A 19,793-nucleotide genomic window follows, 5' to 3' on the forward strand; every position below is an offset into this window, starting at 1 on the left:
ACAGGAGGATGCCAATGACCCGAAAAACGATCCTGTTGATTGGCACATACGACACAAAAGAGCCCGAGATGCGCTTTATCGAAGGCGTGGTCCGGGCGCAGGGGGCCGACGTGCTAACCATGGATGTCTCGGTGCTGGGCGACCCGGAGAACGCGACCGATATCAGCAAGCACGAGGTTGCAGCCGCCGGGGGCATGACCATTGATCAGGTCATCGCGCAAGGCGACGAAAACAAGGCCTTCCGCGTGATGTCTGCGGGGGCCGCAAACGTCGTCGCCGAAGCACATGCCAGGGGGCGCTTTCACGGGATGCTCGCAATCGGCGGCACGATGGGCACTGATCTTGCGCTGGACTGCGCACAGGCGTTGCCGATGGGCGTTCCGAAATACATCGTTTCAACCGTCAGCTTTTCACCCCTGATCCCGCCGCACCGGCTGGCCCCGGATATTCAGATGATCCTGTGGGCGGGCGGTCTGTATGGCATGAACTCGATCTGTCGGTCCTCGCTTAGCCAGGCTGCGGGGGCGGTGGTTGGGGCAACCAACGCGGCCATCGAGGTTGATCGCAGCAAGCCCTTGATCGGGATGACCAGCCTCGGCTCATCCTGTCTGCGCTATATGAAAACGCTGAAACCTGCGCTGGAAAGCCGTGGCTTCGAAGTGGCCGTGTTCCACTCGACCGGTATGGGCGGCATGGCGTTCGAGAAGCTGGCAGGCGAAGGCGCATTTGTATGCGTGATGGATTTCTGCATGCAGGAGTTCGGGAACCTGATGGCGGGCTCAGTGGTCTCCAGCGGGGAGGATCGCGTGACCAATACAGGCCGCGCGGGCACCCCGCAGATGGTGGCCCCCGGCGCGTTGGACCTGCTGGACTTTGCAGGCTGGCAGGACATTCCGGACCAATACGCGGACCGCCCGTTTCATGAACACAACCGCCTCATCAAAAGTTCGGTCTTCACGGGTGAAGAACGCCGCGCCTGGGTGCGAGAGCTTGCCAACCGGCTGGAAGCTGCAACCGGACCGGTTCACTTTTTCCTTCCTGTTCAGGGGGTCGAGGCCTGGGACAAGGAAGGCGAAGAAGCATACGACCCCGAAGCGTTGGCCGAAATGGTGGACGAAGCGCGCACCACCATGTCCGGTCGCATCCCGATGACCGAGTTGGACGCCCATATAAACGACGCCGCTTTTTGCGACGCGGTTTTGGCACAGTTTGATGCCTGGGTTCAGGATGGAACGGTATCTGCCTCACACACCATAAATGAGGACATCCGCCACACTGACCGGAACTAAGGCACAACTGGCCCAGCCACTAGGCCAGCCTTACAATTCCGTCCACTTGCTGCTGTACCATCGCGCAAAGGCGGCCACGTTGGGTTCCAGATCCGGTTGAAACCGGCCGGGCCGTGCATCCGGACAAGCCAGCCCGCGTTGTTGATTTTCCAGCGCCTCGATATCCTCATCCAGTGCCGCATCCATGCGGCGGAGATACGCCTGCGATTTTTCGGCGAAATCCGGCAAGGCGATAGTCTCTGACGGAAAGCCCGAGGTTTGAACCACCCGACATCTGGATGCACCAAGCGGATAAGCCTCGTAACACCAAAGCGCGTCGCGGTTCGCGGCGAAGGTCATATTCGGGAAGATCCAGGTATAACGCGCACCCTCGCGGGCCTTGCCGGTCAGGCCGGGGATTTCGGGAAGAGATTTGTCCTGATCGCCTTCCAGCAGCCCTCCGGTCCCCTCGGTCGCGCCGAATTGGCTGGCAAAGGCGCCCTTTACGGCGTCGGCTGCATCCGGTCTGTCATAGACACTGTCGATCGAATCCGCATGCACAAACGGCAGATGGTAGTATTCGTTGAACACTTCGAGGAAGATCTTCCAGTTACAATTCACTTCGACCTCTTGCCTGCGGACCGACACAAGGCGGTCCATGGGCCAAGGGCTATGGAGTTCGGCAAGATCCCCCAGATAGGCATCAATATCGGGCGCATCAGGAGACAGACAGAGAAAGGCAAAGCCCAACCGCTCGGCCACCTGATAGGACACAAGGCCATAGTCCGCCTTGTCGAAGCCCTGCGCCCGCTCCATATGCGGTGCGGCGACAAGCTTGCCGTCCAGTCCGTAGAACCACGAATGAAACGGACAGCGCAGTCCCTTGCACCTGCCCTGCCCGTCTACCAAGCGGGCGCCGCGATGACGGCAGGTGTTTGCGTATGCGCGCAACTGACCCGCCTTATCGCGCAGCAGAATGATGTTCTGCCCGGCCACATCCATCGTGATGAAATCACCCGGATTGGCAACGACATCGGCCCGACCAACACCGATCCAACCTTGGCGGAACACCAGGTCCATTTCGGCCAGGGCGTGATCGTCCGAGGTGTAACAGACCGGCGGAATGGAAAAGGCCGCCTCGACTGGATGGGCGCAATCGGCCAGAGCGGGGTCATAGGCTGAGTTCATCGCTGTACTCCTTACGGGGCGGTAATCGGCGGTGGCTTTCGACGCTGCCCGGTCAGGGCATTTCCGGCAATTGCGGCAAGCAGAATCGCCCCGCCGATCAGAGTATTGACGGTCGCTGTTTCACCCAGAAACAGCCATACCCAGACCGGGCCAAGCAGAACCTCGGCCAGTGAAAGCAACGTCAATTCGGCGGCGGGCAGGCTTCTTGATCCGATTGTATAAAGGATCAACCCGGCCCCCACCTGAAAGACACCCATGCCCATCGCCACACCACCGTCATTCAGGCTGAGGACCAGTGAGAGGCCCTGTAGCTGACAGATCGAAAACGTGATCGCGACGCCAAACAGCCCGGACAGAAAGACCGATGGCAACATCTCGGACGTGCGCCCCCACCGCAGCGCGACGGTAAAGACCGCAAACCCCAATGCCGATCCAAGCGCGGCCAGACTGCCCTTCAGCGCCACGCCCCCGGACTTGTCCGCAACCATGACGGCAATGCCGATCAGGGCGATCCCGATGGCAACCCAGGTGGCCCGGCGCACAGGCTCGCGCAGGACGACCCAACCCAGAACAGCGGTCAAAAACGGAGCCGTCGCAAACAGCAGCATGGCATTCGCGACCGAGGTGTTCTGGATCGCGTAGATCGCACCGGAATACGCCGCCAACAGCGACAGCGCGGCGACAACGGCGGGAAATCCGGACCGGCGTAGCTGTACAAACGGGTTTTCCCGCGACCGAATTCGTATGACCGCGTACAGAAAAAGCGACATCGCAACCGACCGGTACAGCAGTATTTGCCAAACGCCCGCCTCTTCTATCAGCCGGATGCCAAGCCCGACCGTTGACCACAGAACGCCAGCCGCAAATACAAAGAAAACGCCGTATCTGTGGGCGTCTTGTGAACTGGGTATGTTGGCTGTCGTCGTGATGGCGCTGTCCTTCAAATCTCGGGACAGTGTAGGTGCGCGACAACAGGCCCGCAGGCCCGTTTGCGACAAGGCTGACGTTTCACGGCACAACGCGCGGATTTGGTCCGCGCACAGGTCCGGCTTTTCCCATCAACAAGTGCGCCCCTCGCCAAGTCACTGGCGAAGGGCAAAGGTCGGTTAGAGAGCCTTCCGGAAGATCACCTTGTCATCCCCGGCTGCCCAGAAATCGCGAATTCGCGCTTCTTCCTCATAGCCGTTGCGCGCATAAAACCTGCGCGTCAGTGCAAAGTCTTCGGTCCCGGATGTATCAACGATCAGCAACCGCTGACCCTTGGCTTTCAGACGTTGCTCCGCAGCTTCGACCAGAGCGGTTCCCAGTTTCTGCCCCTGAAGATCAGGTCGTACGGCAAGCGCAAGCATATTCCACGTGCCCTGCGCCAGTTCCTCGGGGACAGAATAACACAGCCCGACGGCTGCGCCGTCCAGATGGCAGGTCAGCCAGATCGCCTCGGCCTTATGATCCAGCGCGGGTTGCAGCATCTCGGGCAGCATTTCACTGGGAAACAATTGCGTTTGATCCAGCACGGTTTGCAAGGCTGGAATATCACCCTTGGTGGTTTGTTTAACTATTGGTGTTTTCATCGGGTATTCTCATTCAGTGTCGGGTTTCAGGACAGGTTCTTGCGGGGCGCGTGTGATTTCAGCCATATGCAGACGTGTCCCAATACTCGGGCCGCATGATCGGCGCGACCGCAGTGGTTTTGCCGCCCAGCGCCTTGGCGAACCCGCGTTTCAGCTCAAGCTCCATCCAGGATTCCGGCATGGTCAAAAGGTCCGGATAGGGCGTTTGCTTATCCGTCGGAACAAATCCGTATTTCGGATAGAAGCTGGGCACGCCCAAGACATACACAGCATCAGCACTGACCGAGGTAAGATGCGCGATGCTCGTCTCCATCAATTCCTTGCCGACACCCTGCCCCTGATAGTCGGGCACCACACCGCAAGGGGCCAAGAGGAAACACTTGGCCCGTGGGTGATCCTGGAACAGGAACGGAGTGAACAGCACATTCCCCGCGATCTTTCCATCGCGTGTCACGCTGATCGAAATTGTGTCTGCAAGCGCCAGAAAGCCCCTGGCAAGCTGTGCAACCTCAGGGCCTTCGTCTTTGCCGAACGCGTCAAGGTGAACGCGTGTTATGGCTTCGATATCCGTATGGTTCATTGTTCTTTCCTATCTTTGGTTCATTTGCGCGCGCACGGATTTGATGCCCAACGCAGAGGCGCGGTAGGGACTGCCATTCTTTGACCGTATGAAACGACGTTTCAGCAGGCGTTTGAAGACGCCCATGGTGCAGTCGGTCAGAATGAACCCGTCGCGCGTGTAACAGGTGACGTCATGGATTTTACCGTTCTCCAGACGTTGATGATGGATCGACCCGCCAAGGGCGAGTTCGTGCAAAACACGTTGTTCGTGCTTTGAGATATTCATTGGGATGTCTCGATTTTACGAAAGCACAGAAACAGGTTCACTCAGCATCGCGCGTGAGTGTGCCTATCAATGTTGGTGTTCCTGAATTTGGGTCGCCAGGAACGGGCGTTAGGCCCGGGTCTCTTTCATAAAATCTCCGTTGCACGAGGCTGACTGCCTCAGGCGTGATCGGAAGTATTCATCAATCCTCGATGAGTCAAGACGCATCGGCATTATGTACTAGCCCTGCCCTGTCTTCGGATGCGGTCAGACCGAATTGTCGCCTGTAGGCTCGGGCAAAGCTTTCTGGGTTTTCAAAGCCGCATAAGGCCGAGATGTCACTGACACGCAAACTGGAATTGCGAATAAGATTGCGGGCCTCAACAAGGCGCAAACCACGATAATAGGAGGCGGGCGAGCATTTCAGATAGTGCTTGAACAACCGTCCAAGGGTCCAGATCGGCACTCCAACCCGGTCGGCAATTTCCGAGATCGGCAAGGGTTGATCCAAGGTCGCCAGCATCAGATCCACCGCCCGCGCAAGGGTTCGGTCAAGTCGGGCAAGCGAAGTATCCGTCAGCAGTTTCTGCTGCGGCCCCTCATGCACTGTCGGGCGATAGGTCAGAATCTCCGCCACTCGTTTTGCCAGACCCTGTCCGTTGAACCGCTCGATCAGTCCCAGCGTCATATCGAACGTCGCCACCCCGCCCGCGCTGGAACAGCGATTGCCGGTGATGGTGAACAGCCGGTCCACAAACATCTCATCGGCAAACTGTTCGCGATACCCGCGCAGGGCTTCAAAATGCACCGCTGCCGGCGCGCGTGACAACAGTCCGGCTTCGGCAAAAATCAGGGCGCCTGTATCGACGCAGCCCATCACCGCTCCGGCCCGGGCGCGGCGTTTCAACCAAGTCAGCAGCCTCGGCACCAGCGACGCCTCGGGGTGATATGAGGACAGCAGCAGAACAACGTCGGCGACCTTGTCGTCCAACGGCTCGGTGTTCACCTGCATCCCGCTGGAACTGAGCATCATGCCCCCTTCGATGGACAAGAAGCGCCAACGCCACAAAGGCTCGGTGCTTTCCCGGTTTGCCACGCGCAGGGGTTCCGTCACCAGTGTCAACGACAGGATCGGAAAGTTCTCGGTCAGTACGATGTCTACACTGGGCAAGGCTGGGCCTTCTCAATTTGCAAGAAATCATCAAGAAATTGCCAATTCAGATCAAGAGGAATTGCGGGACAGGCAGTACCGTTTGAGTAACGGAGGACACCCCATGACCGAATTGCCCTGGACACCGGATTTCGACACCTGGCCCATTCTCCATACCGTGATGGCTGTGACGCATAACAAGGACGTTCTCAGCATCACCTGGTCGGACGGGGCCACCAGCCAGTACCACGCGCTGCTTTTGCGGGAAAACAGCCCCGACCCCGAGACAATCCATCCCAAGGCGCGCGAGATGTGCGTGTCGCCCAGCGCGATAGATGGCGATCTGGGCATACGAAGTGCACGGGTCGAAGCGGGCGGCGCGGTCGCCATCGAGTTTACAGACAGCAAAACCAGCCGGTTCCATCCCGGCTGGCTGCGCGGGATCGCGTGGTTCGGCGCGGATGACACGCCGCAACCCATCCTTTGGCGAGGCGAGGATCAGCCAGAACCGCCCAGCTTTGACGGCACCGAGGCGCTGAGCAATCCGCGGGTGTTTCTGCAATGGCTAGAGGCCCTGCGCGACTACGGCGTGGCCCGCCTGCGCGGATTGCCCCAGCAGGACGGCCTGCTGGAACAGATCGTCACCCGCATCGGTCCGATCCGCGAAAGCAATTTCGGGCGGCAGTATACGTTAGAGATCAAGGATGATCCTGACAGTCAGGCCTTCACCTCGGACATGCTGTTGCAGCATATCGACCTGCCAACGCGGGAAACGCCGTTTGGCCTTCAGTTTCTCTATACCCGCGACAACACGACGACGGGTGGCGAAGGGATTTACGTCGATGCATACCGCATTGCCGAAGACCTGCGGGTCGACGAGCCCGCGCATTTCCACTCGCTGACCACGGATACCTGGGAATACAGCAACCGGGCGCGCGGCTCGGATTATCGCGGTTGGGGGCCTGTGGTTGAGACCGATGAGACCGGAGGCATCACCGGCGTTCGGTACAACACCTTCCTGCGCGCGCCACTGCGGGCTCCGGTCCATATCCAGCGCCGCGCCTATCAGGCGTACCGGGCGTTCTGCGAACGGGCCCAGGACCCGCGCCATATGATGGTTTTCCGGTACGAGCCGGGCGATCTGCTGGCCTTTGACAACCGTCGCGCCCTGCATGGCCGCGCCGGGTACGAGGCCAAAGGCGGCACACGGTTCATCGAAGGTATCTATTCCGACCGCGACGAACTGCTTTCCTGCATCCGCACGCTGCAACGCCAGTTCCGGGCTGAGGCGCAGTCATGATCTTCAAACGAATGGCTGCGATACAACTGACCGAGCGGACCCGGAAAGTCATCAGCACCTCAAATTTTGGCAATCAGGTCACGGAGTACAGCCTGTGACAAAAGCGGATCGTCTGAAACGAATGCTGTCGCCCGCGCGCGTCGCGTGGATTGGCGGCGGGGGTATTGCGCCCGCGATTGAGTACATGCAGGCGGGCGGATTTTCCGGTGATGCCGTAGCCGTGAACCCGAAACGGGCCACGATCGCGGGCGTTCCCTGTGTTGCGTCGGTTTCTGAACTGCCATGGGTGCCGGATGTCGCAATTCTGGTGATCCCCAAGGACGCGGTGATCGAAACCGTGCGCGCGCTGTCGGCGCAAGGATGTGGTGGCGTTGTCTGCATTACTTCGGGCTTTTCCGAAAGCGTCAATGGCGCAGCCCGGCAGGCGGATCTGATCGACGCCGCCGGTGACATGCCGGTGATCGGCCCCAACTGTCCCGGTATCGCCAATTTCCTGGATGGCAATGCCTTTATGATGGATCACTTCGGCACTCATGCACCCGGCAAGGGCGTAGCGGTGATCTCAAACGGTGGCGCATACCTCAGCGACCTTGGCTGTGCCGACCGCTCGCAACCCATCGCCTATTTGATCGGGTTGGGCAATCAGGCGATGGTCACGGTTGCCGACATGCTGGATGTAGTATTGGACGACCCACGTGTGACGGCGGCGAATATTTATTTCGAAGGCATTACCGATGCGGCAAAGCTAAGCCGAGCCGCCGCCAAGGCCGCCCGCAAGGGCATCCCTGTTGTGGCCATCAAAGGCGGTCGCAGTCAGGCAGGCACCCGAGCCGCACAGTCACACACGGCGTCGTTGTCGGGGGATGCGGCCGTCGCCTCAGCCCTGTTCCGCCGCTTCGGCTGGATCGAAGTGACAACACCGTCCGAGGCTATTGAAACCGTCAAGATGTTAAGCTTCACGCCTGTCCCAAAAGGCTTGAAAACCGGCTTCATCACGTCCTCTGGATCCTACGCGGTGATAGGAGGCGACATTGCCGAAAAAGCGGGCCTTCGGATGGAACCACCTTCAACCGACGCCGCGCCTGCCATTGATGCCGCGCTGCCGCCTTATGTCGGCCCTGCCAATCCGCTGGACATCTCGGACGCGCATGGTTGGCCGCAGGCGGATCAACTGCCAATTTACCAAGCCTTCGCGCGGGATGAGTATGATCTTTTTGCGCAAGTCATGTGCTACCCGCCCGAAGGCGGTTGGGACATGACGACATGGGACGCAACCACCGGGGCGCTGGCACAGGCCAAGGGGGATCGTCCGGCGGCCTTTGTCAACACTCTGGCCGAGTCCCTGCCGAAAGAGGCGCGGGACCGAATGATCTCCAACGGAATGGCCCCGTTGCAAGGGCTCGAAGACGGCCTGCGCGCGGCCGCCCACGCGGCGCGATACGGCGCGAGCCGAAACGGCCTTGATGCCGACGCAATGGTTTTGAACACCGACAGTGGTGAGTTGGTGACAGCGGACCGAACCCTCAGCGAAGCCGAAGCAAAACTGAAACTGCAAGCGCACGGTTTGGACATTCCCCACCAATGGGTCGTTTCGGGCGCGCATGACCTGCCGGACATCCGCTGCATCTGCGCGCTGAAGGCCGTTGTTCCGGGATTGCTGCACAAGACGGAAATGGGCGCTGTGACGCTAAATCTCGCGCCGCCGGATCTTCCGACTGCGATCCGCGCCATGTCAGATCGCCTTGCGGAACACGGCCTGAAGGCTAACGCGTACCTGATCGAAGAGATGATCCAAAACCCGGTTGGCGAGTTACTGGTCGGCATCCGCCGCGTGCCAGAGATCGGCGTGGTTCTGACGCTGGCCATCGGCGGTGTTGCGGTGGAACTGATGCAAGACACCGCCACCGTGATCCTGCCCGCACCGCGCCGCGACATCGAGGCCGCGCTAAAGGGGTTGAAACTGGCCCCGCTGATCCTTGGCTATCGCGGTCGTCCGGCGACAGACATGACCGTCACGCTGAACGCTATCGAGGCGCTGTGCGCCTTTGCCACCGCCACCCCCGGCATCGCAGAGATGGAAGTGAACCCTCTGCTGCTGACCCAAACCCGCGCGGTGGTTGCCGATGCGGTTCTGACCCTGAAAGGCTGAGACATGACCGAATACACTCATCTGATCTACGACGTGGACGCCGACCACATCTGCTGGCTGACACTGAATCGACCCGAAAAGCTGAACGCGATGAACCTGAAACTGATCGCCGAGCTACAGGCGGGGCTGGAACGCGCAGACGCGGATGATGATGTGAACGTGATCGTCATTCAGGGTGCGGGTCGCGGGTTTTGCGCCGGGCACGATCTGGATGAGGATGCCGAGGAAGATCGGACCTCGATCTACGAATACCGCGCGCATTATTTCAAACAGTTCGATGAGTTTACGACCCCCTGGCGGATCACCAAGCCGGTGATCGCATCGGTCAACTCCATCGCCATCGGCAAGGGGTTCGAACTGTCCCTTTTCTGCGACATCACCATCGCCAGCGATGATACCCGCATCGGGTATAACGAGGTGCGCTATGGTATCTCGGGCCACTGCATGTTCCTGCCCTGGCTGGTCAACATGAAAACCGCCAAGGACCTGCTGCTGACCGGGCGTGAGTTGACGGCGACAGAGGCAAAGGAAATGGGCCTGATTACCGAGGTTGTGCCGCTGGAAAGGCTGAAAGAGGCAACCCACAAACAGGCCCTGCTGATGGCACGCATGCCGCGTGAAATGCAGCGGATGCACAAGATGTACCTGAACCGGGTCTACGAGATGCAGGGCCTGCGTACCGCAACGGATTATTATCTGGAACAGGTCGCGATCATGGGCGCACAACCGGTTCCGGAATATGAGGCGTTTTCAAAATCGACCCTTGAAAAGGGCCTGAAGGCAACGCTGGCCGATGCCAATGCCCGATATGAGGGGCTGGATTGACCCCTTTTTCAGGCAAACGGGACACTTGCCTTCTCAGACACTTTTGCGGGGCCATTGAAGGCCCCGCTTGGATCCGCCTGTCTTACTCGGGCAGGTAACGCGCCGCCCAGCTTGTTGCAGCAGATTGCCGCGCCAGCATCTCTTGCACCTCGTCATCCGAGTACCCAAGCCTTCCAAGGATTTGCAGTGTGCTGTCGCCAAATTTGGGCGCCGGACCGGGGATGGTGATGCTTGCATTCAAGGCACGTACCGCATTCGGGGCGGCCAGATCGCACCAACGGCCCATTGGGTGCGTATCGTGACGCACCGCGCGATAGGTGGCTATGCGAATGTCCACCAGACCGCCGCTTTCAACCTGCAGCGCCTGATCCCGCGTTTCAAGCATGGATGCCAAAGGAACAACAGCGCTCGTGCCCTGCGTCAAGCATTGAGACCAATGAGCAAGGGGGCGGGATTTGAAACGCGCGATTAGCTCTTTCTGCACTGTGTTGTCGGGTAGCGAAACCAGATCGGAAAGCTCTGCCACCTTGCCAAGCACGTCGCGACCATCGGTCGGCGCAGCCCAAAAGAACCACCCGTCAGACGCTTCGTAGCAGTGATAAAACGGCCCCTGCCCCAGCGCATCGCGACCCGAAGGCTCATCAAAAGGTGCGCGCCCGGCAAAGTCATACATGAATTGCGCCTGTATCATGCCCCCCGCCGCGGCCAGAGACGACCGCGCGATGTCAGCCTTGCCGGTGGCCTGTTTCCAGAGCAGCGCACCGCCCAGCGACACGCAGGCCGTAAGCCCGGCCAGAACGTCAATCGTACCTGCATGGGCGTGTTCTTCAGGTGTGTCCATACCGCCGCCAAAGCGGATCATGATCCCCGTGGCGGCCTGCGCCAGATCATCATAGCCAAGATGATCCGATTTCGGCCCACGCATCGGCCCGCCAAAGGCATCCAGTTGCACCAGAATGGCATCGGGGTTGATGTGAGAGATTTCCTCTGACGAAAGGCCCAGCCCGTCGCGCTGTTCGTTTGTGGCGTTGAGGGTGATCACATCCGCTTGCCGGATCAATCGGTTCAGCGCATCACGCCCGGCCTCATCACGCAGGTTCAGCAGAACGCTTTCCTTGCCGCGATTGGCCTGTAAGCCGAACACCACCGTATTCCACGGATCGACCGAAGGTGTAACGGGTTGGACATGGGTCACCTCGGCCCCAAACCGTGCCAGAGTCGAGGCGATGGTCGGTCCGGCGATTACATTGGTCAGGTCCAGCACCCTGACCCCGTCCAGCCAGCCCGACTGTTGCGTGGGTTCAACATGCGGACGGGTGGGTTCGGCCAGTATTTTCGCCACGTGTTTTCTGGCTGTTTCCCCGGTTACAGCCGGTTTTTTCTCGACCACCGCATGATCCCCGGCCAGCCACGCCACGTTGCCCATCTGCTGCATCGCGCCATGTTTCGGATCATCCACGCTCAGGATCAGGCCTGACGCGGTGGCGTGCGGATCGTGCAGCCACTCTTGGGTTGTACGCTGCGCCGTTGCCGGCGCCTTGGCCGCACCAAACAGGACGTCCCATTCATGCGCGGGCTTTGTCAGAAACGCGGCCTTCATGGCCGAGGACACCCGCGCGCGATCCCGCGCACCGACCGGGTAGTTGCTGAGCGTCCATTCATCCGGCCAATCCTGTGTGTCCAGATAAGGGTCGAACAACGGAAGATCATCCAGCAGATCGCCCAGACCAAGCGTCCTCAGAACGCGGGCCGGATGGGTGGCAACACTGCCTGCCACCACATAAAACCCGCGCCCATCCTGACAGGTATAGGTGCGATAAAACGGATCGAGAAATTCGGACAATTCAGCAAAGTCCAGATCGCAAGGCTCGCCCGTTTTTGCGCGGCGATCCAGTTCCAGTTCGCGCGGGGATTTGTAGCGGTCGGGATAGCCTTCGATCTGTTCGTGGTTATAGGCCAGACCTTCGAACAGGGATGAGGCCAGCGGCACTTCGATATAGTCTCCACCGGTTTTGGCCCGCGATTGCAGGGCAAACAGAACCGACATTGCCCCGTAACTGGCCGCATAAGCCGATGCGAGGTTGAGCGGAGAAAACGACGCCTTGATCCCCATCAGACGCCGGTTCAGCCCCATATCGGTGAATTGCCCGGTGCGGGCGGCAACAATCGCCTCCCACGCGGCCAGATCGGCCAGTTCCGGATCGGTCGAGGCAAAGCCGGGCATGGTCAGGTAGATCAGCCCCGGATTGACTTTTCGCAGAACCTCCGCGCCAACGCCCAGGCGATCCATGACGCCGGGCCGAAAATTCTCGATCACGATATCCGAGCGTTTGGCCAATTCAATCGCCTGCGCCCGTCCGGCATCCGATTTCAGATCGAGCTCCAAAACGTGCTTGCCACGCGACAGCATATCAAACGCCGGATCGGTCCAACGCGGCCCGCCGGGCGGATCGATGCGCAGCACATCCGCGCCCATATCGGCCAGCATCATGCCGACCAGCGGCCCGGCCAGATACTGCCCGAAATCCAGAACCCGCACCCCGGCCAGCGGTCTTGCCCCGCTCATTCCGCGGCCTGCGCGGTGGCTGGGGATGTGCGCCCCATATGTTCCAGATAGGTATTGTGGAAATGGCGCATCATGGCCTCTGAATACTCGATGTTTTCCCAATCAACGATGTACCAACCCTGATCAAAGCACCGCTGGCTCATGCCTTCCTGCACCGACAGCAGGAACGAGATATCTTCGGGCTGCAACACGTCCCGGCCCCAGATTGCCCGCTTTTCCTGACGTTCACGCATACCCGGATCAGTGGGTTCGGGCGGTTCCAGATTGATGCTCCACCGCAGTCCGCGATCGGTGCCGATCGGGTTCCATTGGAACAGGGTCAAATTGCCCGGACCGGCAAATTGCGAGATGCCGATATTGGGGAACAGAAACCAGAAATGCAGATCGGTTTCGTCATGGTCCAGATCCAGCGGATAGGCCAGATTGTCCGCCTTCTTGTTGCCGGGAATGAAGTTGTAGGCCGCGTTTCTGGTCAGCTCATAGGTCTGATTGTTGATGTCCAGCATGTCCGAAAACGAGATGTGCCCGTGGCGGCAATGCTGGCATTCCAGATAGTTGTCGATCTGAATCTTCCAATTGGCGGCCACGTCGACCTCGTGAATGGCGGCGGCGGTTTCGCCTAAGACGTAGTTGTCCACCTTGGGACATTTCTCGCGCACCTGCGCCTCGACACCGGGCCAGAACTCGGCAATCGGCAGGGCGTCGGGGTCGAGATTGACGAAGATGAAATCCAGCAGGCGATCCACCCGTACCGGGTTCAGGCAAACCTCTTTCTGCTCGGGCACCGAACTTGTGTCCCGCTTGCGCATGTGCCGCAGCGACCCGTCCAGAGAAAAGCTCCAATGGTGATAAGGGCAAACGATGGCGCGGGTCTGCCCGGACCCTTCCACCAGCTTGTGGCCGCGATGGGGGCAGATATTGTTGAAGGCGCGGATTTCGTGGTCCTGATCGCGCACGACAAACACGTTCTGGCCTTGAATACTGGTGGCGACGTAATCGCCGGGCTCGGCCAGCTCGCTGATGTGGCAGGCATATTGCCAGGATCTGAAAAACAGCTTCTCACGCTCTTCGGCAAAAACCTCGGGGCTGATGTAGTAGTCGGCGGCCAGGGCGCGCAGGTTTTCATCGGGTCGGGTCATCTTATCCTCCTCAGGATCTGCACTCAGGCGGCGGCGCGTTCTTTGGCGATCTTTGGCACGACAAGGGGTTCACGTTCGCCTGCGCGTACGACGTCCTCGGCATAGGGGGTACGAGCGAAAACCTCTTCAACCATGGGGGCAAAGAACTCTAACGGCAGGGTGTCATAGTCGGGATCAAAGCTGGCCTGATCCCACCGTTCGCAGAATTCGGCATTGTCATCAAAGTAGGGATGCCCGCGATGGCGCTCGCGCTTGTGCTGATCCAACCCGTCCAGATGGTGACCGTAGTAGAGCATCTGGAAATCGCCATGGGTCTGCACCACCCAGGCGCATTGTTCCCGCACGAACGGGCGCAGGATCGTGGCGGCGTATTCGTCGTGATTGTAGGGCGCGAAAATGTCCCCGATATCATGCAACAGCGCCGAGACGACCCAATCGATATCAGCCCCGTCGCGCCAGGCCCGTGTGGCGGATTGCACCGAATGCCCCAATCGCGTGATCTGATAACCGGCCATCTCATCATCAAGTTCGACCAGCGCCCTGACCAGCCGTCCGGCGGTGTGACGGGCATCATCCACGGCCTGCGCGGTCAGGAACTCATATTCTTCTTTGCTGCCGTCTTTCATCTGGGTGAAACTGACTTTTTTCATCCTCGCCTTCCCTGTTAAGTGAATTGCGGTTTAGGACGCGTTTTCTTGTTGATTTGCATCCTCCTCCTGAACCCAGCTTTCGGCCTGCAGAACGCCCGGCTGGCCGGTGCCGATCACGCCGACAACCTGCACTTCGCCGGTTTCTGCCGGGGCCTCGACCTGATAGCGCCGGATCAGCGCGACCACGGCCACGGAAATGCCGATAGCTGCAAGCAGGAACTGCAACCCCCTGCCCCCCAGCAAGGTGATCGAGTTTGGCCCCAATATCGTTCCGACCAACAAGCCGATGTTCAGCAACAGCACCATGGTGCCGCTGGCGGGCACGATCTGAGACAGTTTCAACTGGTCATTCGCATGCGCAGTCAGGATCGAATATGCGGGATAGAGCCCGATTGCGACCAGAACAAAGCCGATGACAATATTCGACGGTGACGTATCGATGGCCATCCACAGACTGGCCAACGCAGCGACAACGCCCAGGCCGATGATCACATAGCGCCTGTCGGTATGATCGGAAATCCAGCCAACCGGGTATTGCACGACGGCCCCGGCAATCAACGCCGCCACCAACGCGCCCGACGCCTGCGCAGCCGTGAACCCTTGCTGCAATGCGTAAAGGGGCAGCGTGATATACGAGGCAGAGACCCCGATGCTGACGATAACAATTCCGATCACTGCAACGGGTGAGACCTTGTAAAGCCGGGTCACAGGCATACGCTCGGGCGCGGTGTAATCCGGCGCTTTGTTGCCGGACAACAAAAGCGGCACGATTGACAGTGAGATCAGGATCGAGACGACTCCGAACAGCAGGTTCCCGGTCGGGTCGGGAAATCCGACCAGCGCCGTTCCCAACGCGGGTCCAGCAAGCTGAATGATGAAATACAGCGACAGGACTTGCGCGCGTATGCTGTTGTCGGACTTTGCGTTCAGCCAGCTTTCGGTGATCACGTAAAGACCGGGATAGCAGAACCCGCCCAGAAAGCGCATCACACTCCAACTGACCGCATCGCTGGTCAGAAGGTGAACAATCGCAGCGATTGAGACCAGCGACGCAAGCGCGGAAAACGCCCGGATGTGTCCCACGTTTTCGACCAGCCTTGGGGCCAGCGCCGTGCCCGCCAGCGCGCCAAGCGGATAGCTGGCCTGCATGATCGAGATCGTGAAATCGCTGAACCCCAGGCTGGCCCCCCGAATGGTCAGCAATGTCGCCAAAAGACCGTTTGCGACCATCAGCATCAGCATGCCAAGGAACAGGGCCCAGTTTTCGTTCAAAGCACGTAGCATAGGCTACGGCTAAATCGGCTTGCTGCCCCGAGTATACCAAACCCGCGACATTGCGATGTCGCGGGATAGAAAAAGTCCGGCGCGGTACGGCGACTTTTTTAGAAGTACGTCAAGGTGCATACGTCTTCTGTCCTCAAACTCGGTCCCGAAAAGGTGCCGCATCTGTTGATGCGCTAGTGTCAACTTGACAGCTTACCAACATGCCGCTCTGATAAAGACGGAGAGAATTGGGGGCAAAGCTGATCATGCGCGACATTAACGGCGTTTTTTCATGCGCATGCGGGCTGTTAGGTCGAACCTGCCCCGAGGAACGCGTGTCCCATTTGCCTGACAACTCAGAACTTGCAAAGGCGGCTTCGTGACGGGTGTGATGAAGGCTTATGTCCGGCAAGTGGACCGCGCCAACCGTATGCTTGGTCGGATCATCATGTATGGCATCTTCGTCATGATGGCGATCCTGCTGTATTCGTCCGTGTCCAAAACCTTCTTTGTCCCGTCGCTGTGGACGCTTGAAATGGCGCAGTTCGCGATGGTGGCCTATTACATCCTTGGCGGGCCATACGCGATGCAGATGGGCGCGAATGTCCGCATGGACCTGCTGTACGGAGAGTGGTCGGACCGGCGCAAAAGTCGGATCGATGTGATGACGGTGCTGTTTCTGATCGTCTACCTGGCCTTTCTGCTGTGGGGCGGCTGGGACAGTCTGATGTACTCGTTCCAATACGGAGGCGAGCGGTCCTCGTCCGCGTGGCGCCCTTATATCTGGCCCATCAAGACCATCATGGTGATTGGCATCTTTCTGATGCTGCTTCAGGCGATCTCGGAACTGTTCAAAGACATCTTGCGGCTAAAAGGCCATGACATGGGCCCAAAGGATGACGAGCCCGTGCACATGGCCCCCGAGGACCTTGAAGGAGGACACCGCGGGTGAGTTACGAACTGATCGCCGCGCTCATGTTCTCGACCATGATGCTGATGCTGCTGACCGGCCAGCGGGTCTTTGGCGCCATCGGGTTCGTCGCGGTGATCGCCGCGTTTTTCCTGTGGGGCGACCGGGGCGGATATGATCTGGGCTTTGCGGCCGCGATCAAGGTGATGCGCTGGTATCCCCTGCTGACGCTGCCGATGTTCATCTTCATGGGCTACATCCTGTCCGAATCCCGGATCGCCGATGACCTCTACCGCATGTTCCATGTCTGGATGGGCGGCCTGTCCGGCGGGCTGGCCATCGGCACGATTGGCCTGATGGTTCTGATCTCGGCCATGAATGGGTTGTCGGTGGCAGGTATGGCGATCGGGGCGACCATCGCCCTGCCCGAGTTGCTGCGCCGAAACTATGACAAACGCATGGTGACGGGGGTCATACAGGCCGGGTCATCTCTGGGTATTCTTGTGCCACCATCGGTCGTGCTGGTTCTTTATGCCATGATCGCACGGCAACCGGTGGGGCAACTTTGGCTGGCAGGCGTCGTTCCCGGTTTGATGATGGCGACCCTCTTCATCATCTACATTGCGATCCGCTGCCATCTGAACCCCTCACTCGGCCCAGTGATGAGCGCAGAAGAACGTGCGCAAGTCACATGGGGCGAGAAACTGCGCCTCTTGGGGGCCGGTCTGCTGCCCATAGGCATCTTTGCGGTGATGATGGTGCCTTTTGTGAACGGCTGGACTTCGCTGGTCGAAAGCTCGGCCCTAGGGGCAATCGCTGCATTCTTGGCTGCGGTTCTGAAACGCCGCATGACGTGGCAAGTCTTTGAAACCTCGATCAAGCAGACGCTTGGGATCACCTGCATGTTCATGTGGATTATCCTGGCGGCGCTTGCTTTTGGCGCGGTGTTTGACGGCTTGGGTGCGGTCAAGGCGATTGAGAACCTGTTCACCGTGCAGCTGGGTCTGAACCCCTGGATCATCCTGATCCTGATGCAGCTTAGCTTTCTGGTGATGGGCACGTTTCTGGATGACACAGCCATGCTGGTCATCGTCGCCCCGCTATACGTGCCGTTGGTCGGCGCGCTGGGGTTCGATCTGATCTGGTACGGGGTCCTTTATACCATCACCTGTCAGATCGCCTATATGACCCCGCCTTTTGGGTACAACCTGTTCCTCATGCGGGCCATGGCCCCGCCAGAGGTAACGATTGGAGATATTTACAGGTCCATCATACCGTTTGTCGCGGTGATGGCCTTGGCTTTGGGATTGGTGATGGCCGTCCCAGAGATCGCATTGTGGCTTCCGGGCATCGTCTACGGAAACTGAGCACGTAAAGAACGAGAAACCGGGTCAACCGGATCAAGTTCAATGAAAAGCACAGGAGAGGACGACCATGACTACAAGACGCAGATTTTTACGGACCGCCGCCCTGGCCGGGCCCGCAACGCTTGCCGCACCGGCCATCGTCAAGGCGCAGGCCCCGATCAAGTGGCGGTTTCAGACCTATGCCGGGGGCGCGTTGGGCGAGCATGTGACCAAGCCTGCAATCGACTACATCAACGCCAACGCCAATGGCGAGCTGGAGATCGAGCTGTTCTTCGCAGATCAGATCGTCCCCACGGGTGAGCTGTTCCAGGCCCTGCAACGCGGCACGATTGACGGGGTGCATTCGGACGATGACTCGATGGCGTCACCCACGCCGCTGCGCGTGTTCGGCGGGTACTTCCCCTTTGCCACCAAGCACATTCTCGACGTGCCGGTATTGTTCAACCAATACGGTCTGGCGGATATCTGGCGCGACGAATACGCCAAGGTTGGGGTGCAGTGGCTGTCTGCCGCCGGTCAGGACCCGTGCAACTTCAACACTAAAAAGGAAATCACCTCGGTTGCTGATCTGGATGGGCTGAAGCTTTACACCTTCCCGACCGCTGGCCGCTTCCTGGCCAAGTTCGGCGTCGTGCCGGTGAACATTCCTTACGAAGATGCCGAGGTGGCGGTTCAGACCGGCGAGTTGGACGGCATGGCCTGGTCCGGCATCACCGAGGATTACACCGTGGGTTGGGCCGATGTGACCGATTACTTCCTGACCAACAACATCTCGGGCGCGTGGATCGGATCGTGGTTTGCCAACCAGGAACGCTGGAACGAGCTTCCCGACCACCTCAAATCCATCGTGATGGCGGGCATCGAAGCGGGCCACACCTACCGCAACCAATGGTATTGGGGTGGCGAGGCCGCGCTGCGGGCCAACGGCGACAAGCTGGAACTGCGGTCAGTACCAGCCTCTGAATGGGCCGAGGTCGAAAACGCCGCCAAAGAGTTTTGGGATGAGATCGCACAGGAAGGCGAAGTTCACGAGAAGATCGTGGGAATCTTCCGCGAATACAACAGTGTGATCAATCAGGCGGGTGCACCGTATAACTTCGAATAAGACGTTTCCAAGTGGCCTCGGACCGGGGCCACTTGGACTTTTTTCATCGCGTTTTGACGTCGGCCCACAGGGCGTACGGCGTGAAACTGGTGGGTTGAATGCTTCTCGGTCAGCGACGCAAACGACGGACCTGTTTCGCCGCCATCGGCTGTTTCCCGCCACCCGGAATCATTGACCCAACGTCAACTTCGATGTAAAAATCAAGGCATCCTGAATTCAAATTTGGGGCAGTCATTTCATGTTTTCTCTTTTCAATGCCAACGGCCTGCGCACCGTTCTCGAGCAGGAATTAATACCGTTCTCAGTGTCCCTGGTTATCGCGCAGGTGTTCTTCAAATGGGGAAGCTTCGGTCTGGAGCTTCTTGGTTTTCTCGCACTTTGGTTTGTGCTCGGCCTCATCGTCGTTCCCCTCCTGAGAAAACTCAAAAGATAAATCCGGTTCGCCCCGCTTTGCGGGATTTTTGCGAACTCAATTCCGGTGCATCGCTCTCACGTGCGTGATCGCTGCGCCTTGAA

The 19,793-nt window shown here is 59.2% G+C and carries 18 protein-coding genes; 8 read left to right on the forward strand and 10 right to left on the reverse strand.

Annotated elements, in window-relative coordinates:
- Positions 1 to 14 precede the first annotated feature (14 nt).
- Positions 15 to 1,289, forward strand: coding sequence for a Tm-1-like ATP-binding domain-containing protein (locus ACR0LW_RS11360; RefSeq protein ID WP_480882704.1), 1,275 nt, complete (start codon positions 15 to 17; stop codon positions 1,287 to 1,289).
- 30 nt (positions 1,290 to 1,319) lie between these two features.
- On the opposite strand, the gene ACR0LW_RS11365 is transcribed toward ACR0LW_RS11360, so the two are convergent.
- The 6 genes from ACR0LW_RS11365 to ACR0LW_RS11390 all read right to left on the reverse strand — a co-directional run bounded on the left by ACR0LW_RS11365 (position 1,320) and on the right by ACR0LW_RS11390 (position 6,024).
- On the reverse strand, positions 1,320 to 2,456 hold the full coding sequence (locus ACR0LW_RS11365) for an aromatic ring-hydroxylating oxygenase subunit alpha (protein ID WP_480882705.1): 1,137 nt from the start codon (positions 2,454 to 2,456) through the stop codon (positions 1,320 to 1,322).
- An 11-nt stretch (positions 2,457 to 2,467) separates the two neighbouring features.
- Positions 2,468 to 3,385, reverse strand: a complete 918-nt coding sequence (locus ACR0LW_RS11370; RefSeq protein WP_480582227.1) for a DMT family transporter — start codon at positions 3,383 to 3,385, stop codon at positions 2,468 to 2,470.
- 177 nt (positions 3,386 to 3,562) lie between these two features.
- On the reverse strand, positions 3,563 to 4,027 hold the full coding sequence (locus tag ACR0LW_RS11375; protein WP_170451743.1) for a GNAT family N-acetyltransferase: 465 nt from the start codon (positions 4,025 to 4,027) through the stop codon (positions 3,563 to 3,565).
- Positions 4,028 to 4,085: 58 nt separating this feature from the next.
- On the reverse strand, positions 4,086 to 4,607 hold the full coding sequence (locus ACR0LW_RS11380) for a GNAT family N-acetyltransferase (RefSeq protein WP_480882706.1): 522 nt from the start codon (positions 4,605 to 4,607) through the stop codon (positions 4,086 to 4,088).
- A 9-nt stretch (positions 4,608 to 4,616) separates the two neighbouring features.
- Positions 4,617 to 4,874 (reverse strand): YjhX family toxin, encoded by a 258-nt coding sequence (locus ACR0LW_RS11385; RefSeq protein ID WP_170517540.1) that lies wholly within the window; start codon positions 4,872 to 4,874, stop codon positions 4,617 to 4,619.
- A gap of 196 nt (positions 4,875 to 5,070) precedes the next feature.
- On the reverse strand, positions 5,071 to 6,024 hold the full coding sequence (locus ACR0LW_RS11390; protein ID WP_480882707.1) for a GlxA family transcriptional regulator: 954 nt from the start codon (positions 6,022 to 6,024) through the stop codon (positions 5,071 to 5,073).
- A gap of 103 nt (positions 6,025 to 6,127) precedes the next feature.
- On the opposite strand from ACR0LW_RS11390, the gene ACR0LW_RS11395 reads away from it, so the two are divergent.
- The 3 genes from ACR0LW_RS11395 to ACR0LW_RS11405 all read left to right on the forward strand — a co-directional run bounded on the left by ACR0LW_RS11395 (position 6,128) and on the right by ACR0LW_RS11405 (position 10,277).
- Positions 6,128 to 7,303 carry a TauD/TfdA family dioxygenase gene (locus ACR0LW_RS11395; protein WP_480882708.1) on the forward strand — a complete coding sequence of 392 codons (1,176 nt, stop codon included), beginning with the start codon at positions 6,128 to 6,130 and terminating at the stop codon, positions 7,301 to 7,303.
- Between the two features lie 94 nt (positions 7,304 to 7,397).
- Positions 7,398 to 9,452, forward strand: coding sequence for an acetate--CoA ligase family protein (locus ACR0LW_RS11400; RefSeq protein ID WP_480882709.1), 2,055 nt, complete (start codon positions 7,398 to 7,400; stop codon positions 9,450 to 9,452).
- A 3-nt stretch (positions 9,453 to 9,455) separates the two neighbouring features.
- The gene (locus ACR0LW_RS11405) at positions 9,456 to 10,277 is read left to right on the forward strand and encodes an enoyl-CoA hydratase/isomerase family protein (RefSeq protein WP_480882710.1); all 822 of its coding nucleotides are present in this window, start codon (positions 9,456 to 9,458) and stop codon (positions 10,275 to 10,277) included.
- An 82-nt stretch (positions 10,278 to 10,359) separates the two neighbouring features.
- Here the strand turns inward: ACR0LW_RS11405 and ACR0LW_RS11410 are convergent, their stop codons facing one another.
- Genes ACR0LW_RS11410 through ACR0LW_RS11425 form a run of 4 tightly spaced genes read right to left on the reverse strand, consistent with a single transcriptional unit; the run spans position 10,360 to position 15,916 of the window.
- Positions 10,360 to 12,843, reverse strand: coding sequence for a CoA transferase (locus ACR0LW_RS11410; protein WP_480882711.1), 2,484 nt, complete (start codon positions 12,841 to 12,843; stop codon positions 10,360 to 10,362).
- On the reverse strand, positions 12,840 to 13,982 hold the full coding sequence (locus ACR0LW_RS11415; protein WP_480882712.1) for an aromatic ring-hydroxylating oxygenase subunit alpha: 1,143 nt from the start codon (positions 13,980 to 13,982) through the stop codon (positions 12,840 to 12,842). The genes ACR0LW_RS11410 and ACR0LW_RS11415 overlap by 4 nt, the downstream gene beginning before the upstream one ends.
- Positions 13,983 to 14,005: 23 nt before the next feature.
- Positions 14,006 to 14,632: an HD domain-containing protein gene (locus ACR0LW_RS11420; RefSeq protein ID WP_480882713.1), complete on the reverse strand. Its 627-nt coding sequence runs from the start codon at positions 14,630 to 14,632 to the stop codon at positions 14,006 to 14,008.
- A gap of 30 nt (positions 14,633 to 14,662) precedes the next feature.
- Entirely contained in the window at positions 14,663 to 15,916 is a 1,254-nt protein-coding gene (locus ACR0LW_RS11425) for an MFS transporter (RefSeq protein WP_170451763.1), read from the reverse strand.
- Between the two features lie 358 nt (positions 15,917 to 16,274).
- On the opposite strand from ACR0LW_RS11425, the gene ACR0LW_RS11430 reads away from it, so the two are divergent.
- The 4 genes from ACR0LW_RS11430 (at position 16,275) to ACR0LW_RS11445 (ending at position 19,710) form a co-directional block, all read left to right on the forward strand.
- Complete coding sequence (locus tag ACR0LW_RS11430; protein ID WP_480882714.1) at positions 16,275 to 16,847, forward strand: TRAP transporter small permease subunit; 573 nt, start codon at positions 16,275 to 16,277, stop codon at positions 16,845 to 16,847.
- Entirely contained in the window at positions 16,844 to 18,172 is a 1,329-nt protein-coding gene (locus tag ACR0LW_RS11435) for a TRAP transporter large permease (RefSeq protein WP_480882715.1), read from the forward strand. The genes ACR0LW_RS11430 and ACR0LW_RS11435 overlap by 4 nt, the downstream gene beginning before the upstream one ends.
- 67 nt (positions 18,173 to 18,239) lie before the next feature.
- The gene (locus ACR0LW_RS11440; RefSeq protein WP_480581870.1) at positions 18,240 to 19,277 is read left to right on the forward strand and encodes a TRAP transporter substrate-binding protein; all 1,038 of its coding nucleotides are present in this window, start codon (positions 18,240 to 18,242) and stop codon (positions 19,275 to 19,277) included.
- A 238-nt stretch (positions 19,278 to 19,515) separates the two neighbouring features.
- Complete coding sequence (locus ACR0LW_RS11445; RefSeq protein WP_170451767.1) at positions 19,516 to 19,710, forward strand: hypothetical protein; 195 nt, start codon at positions 19,516 to 19,518, stop codon at positions 19,708 to 19,710.
- Positions 19,711 to 19,793 lie beyond the last annotated feature (83 nt).

This window comes from Ruegeria sp. N4 (genome assembly GCF_056531425.1).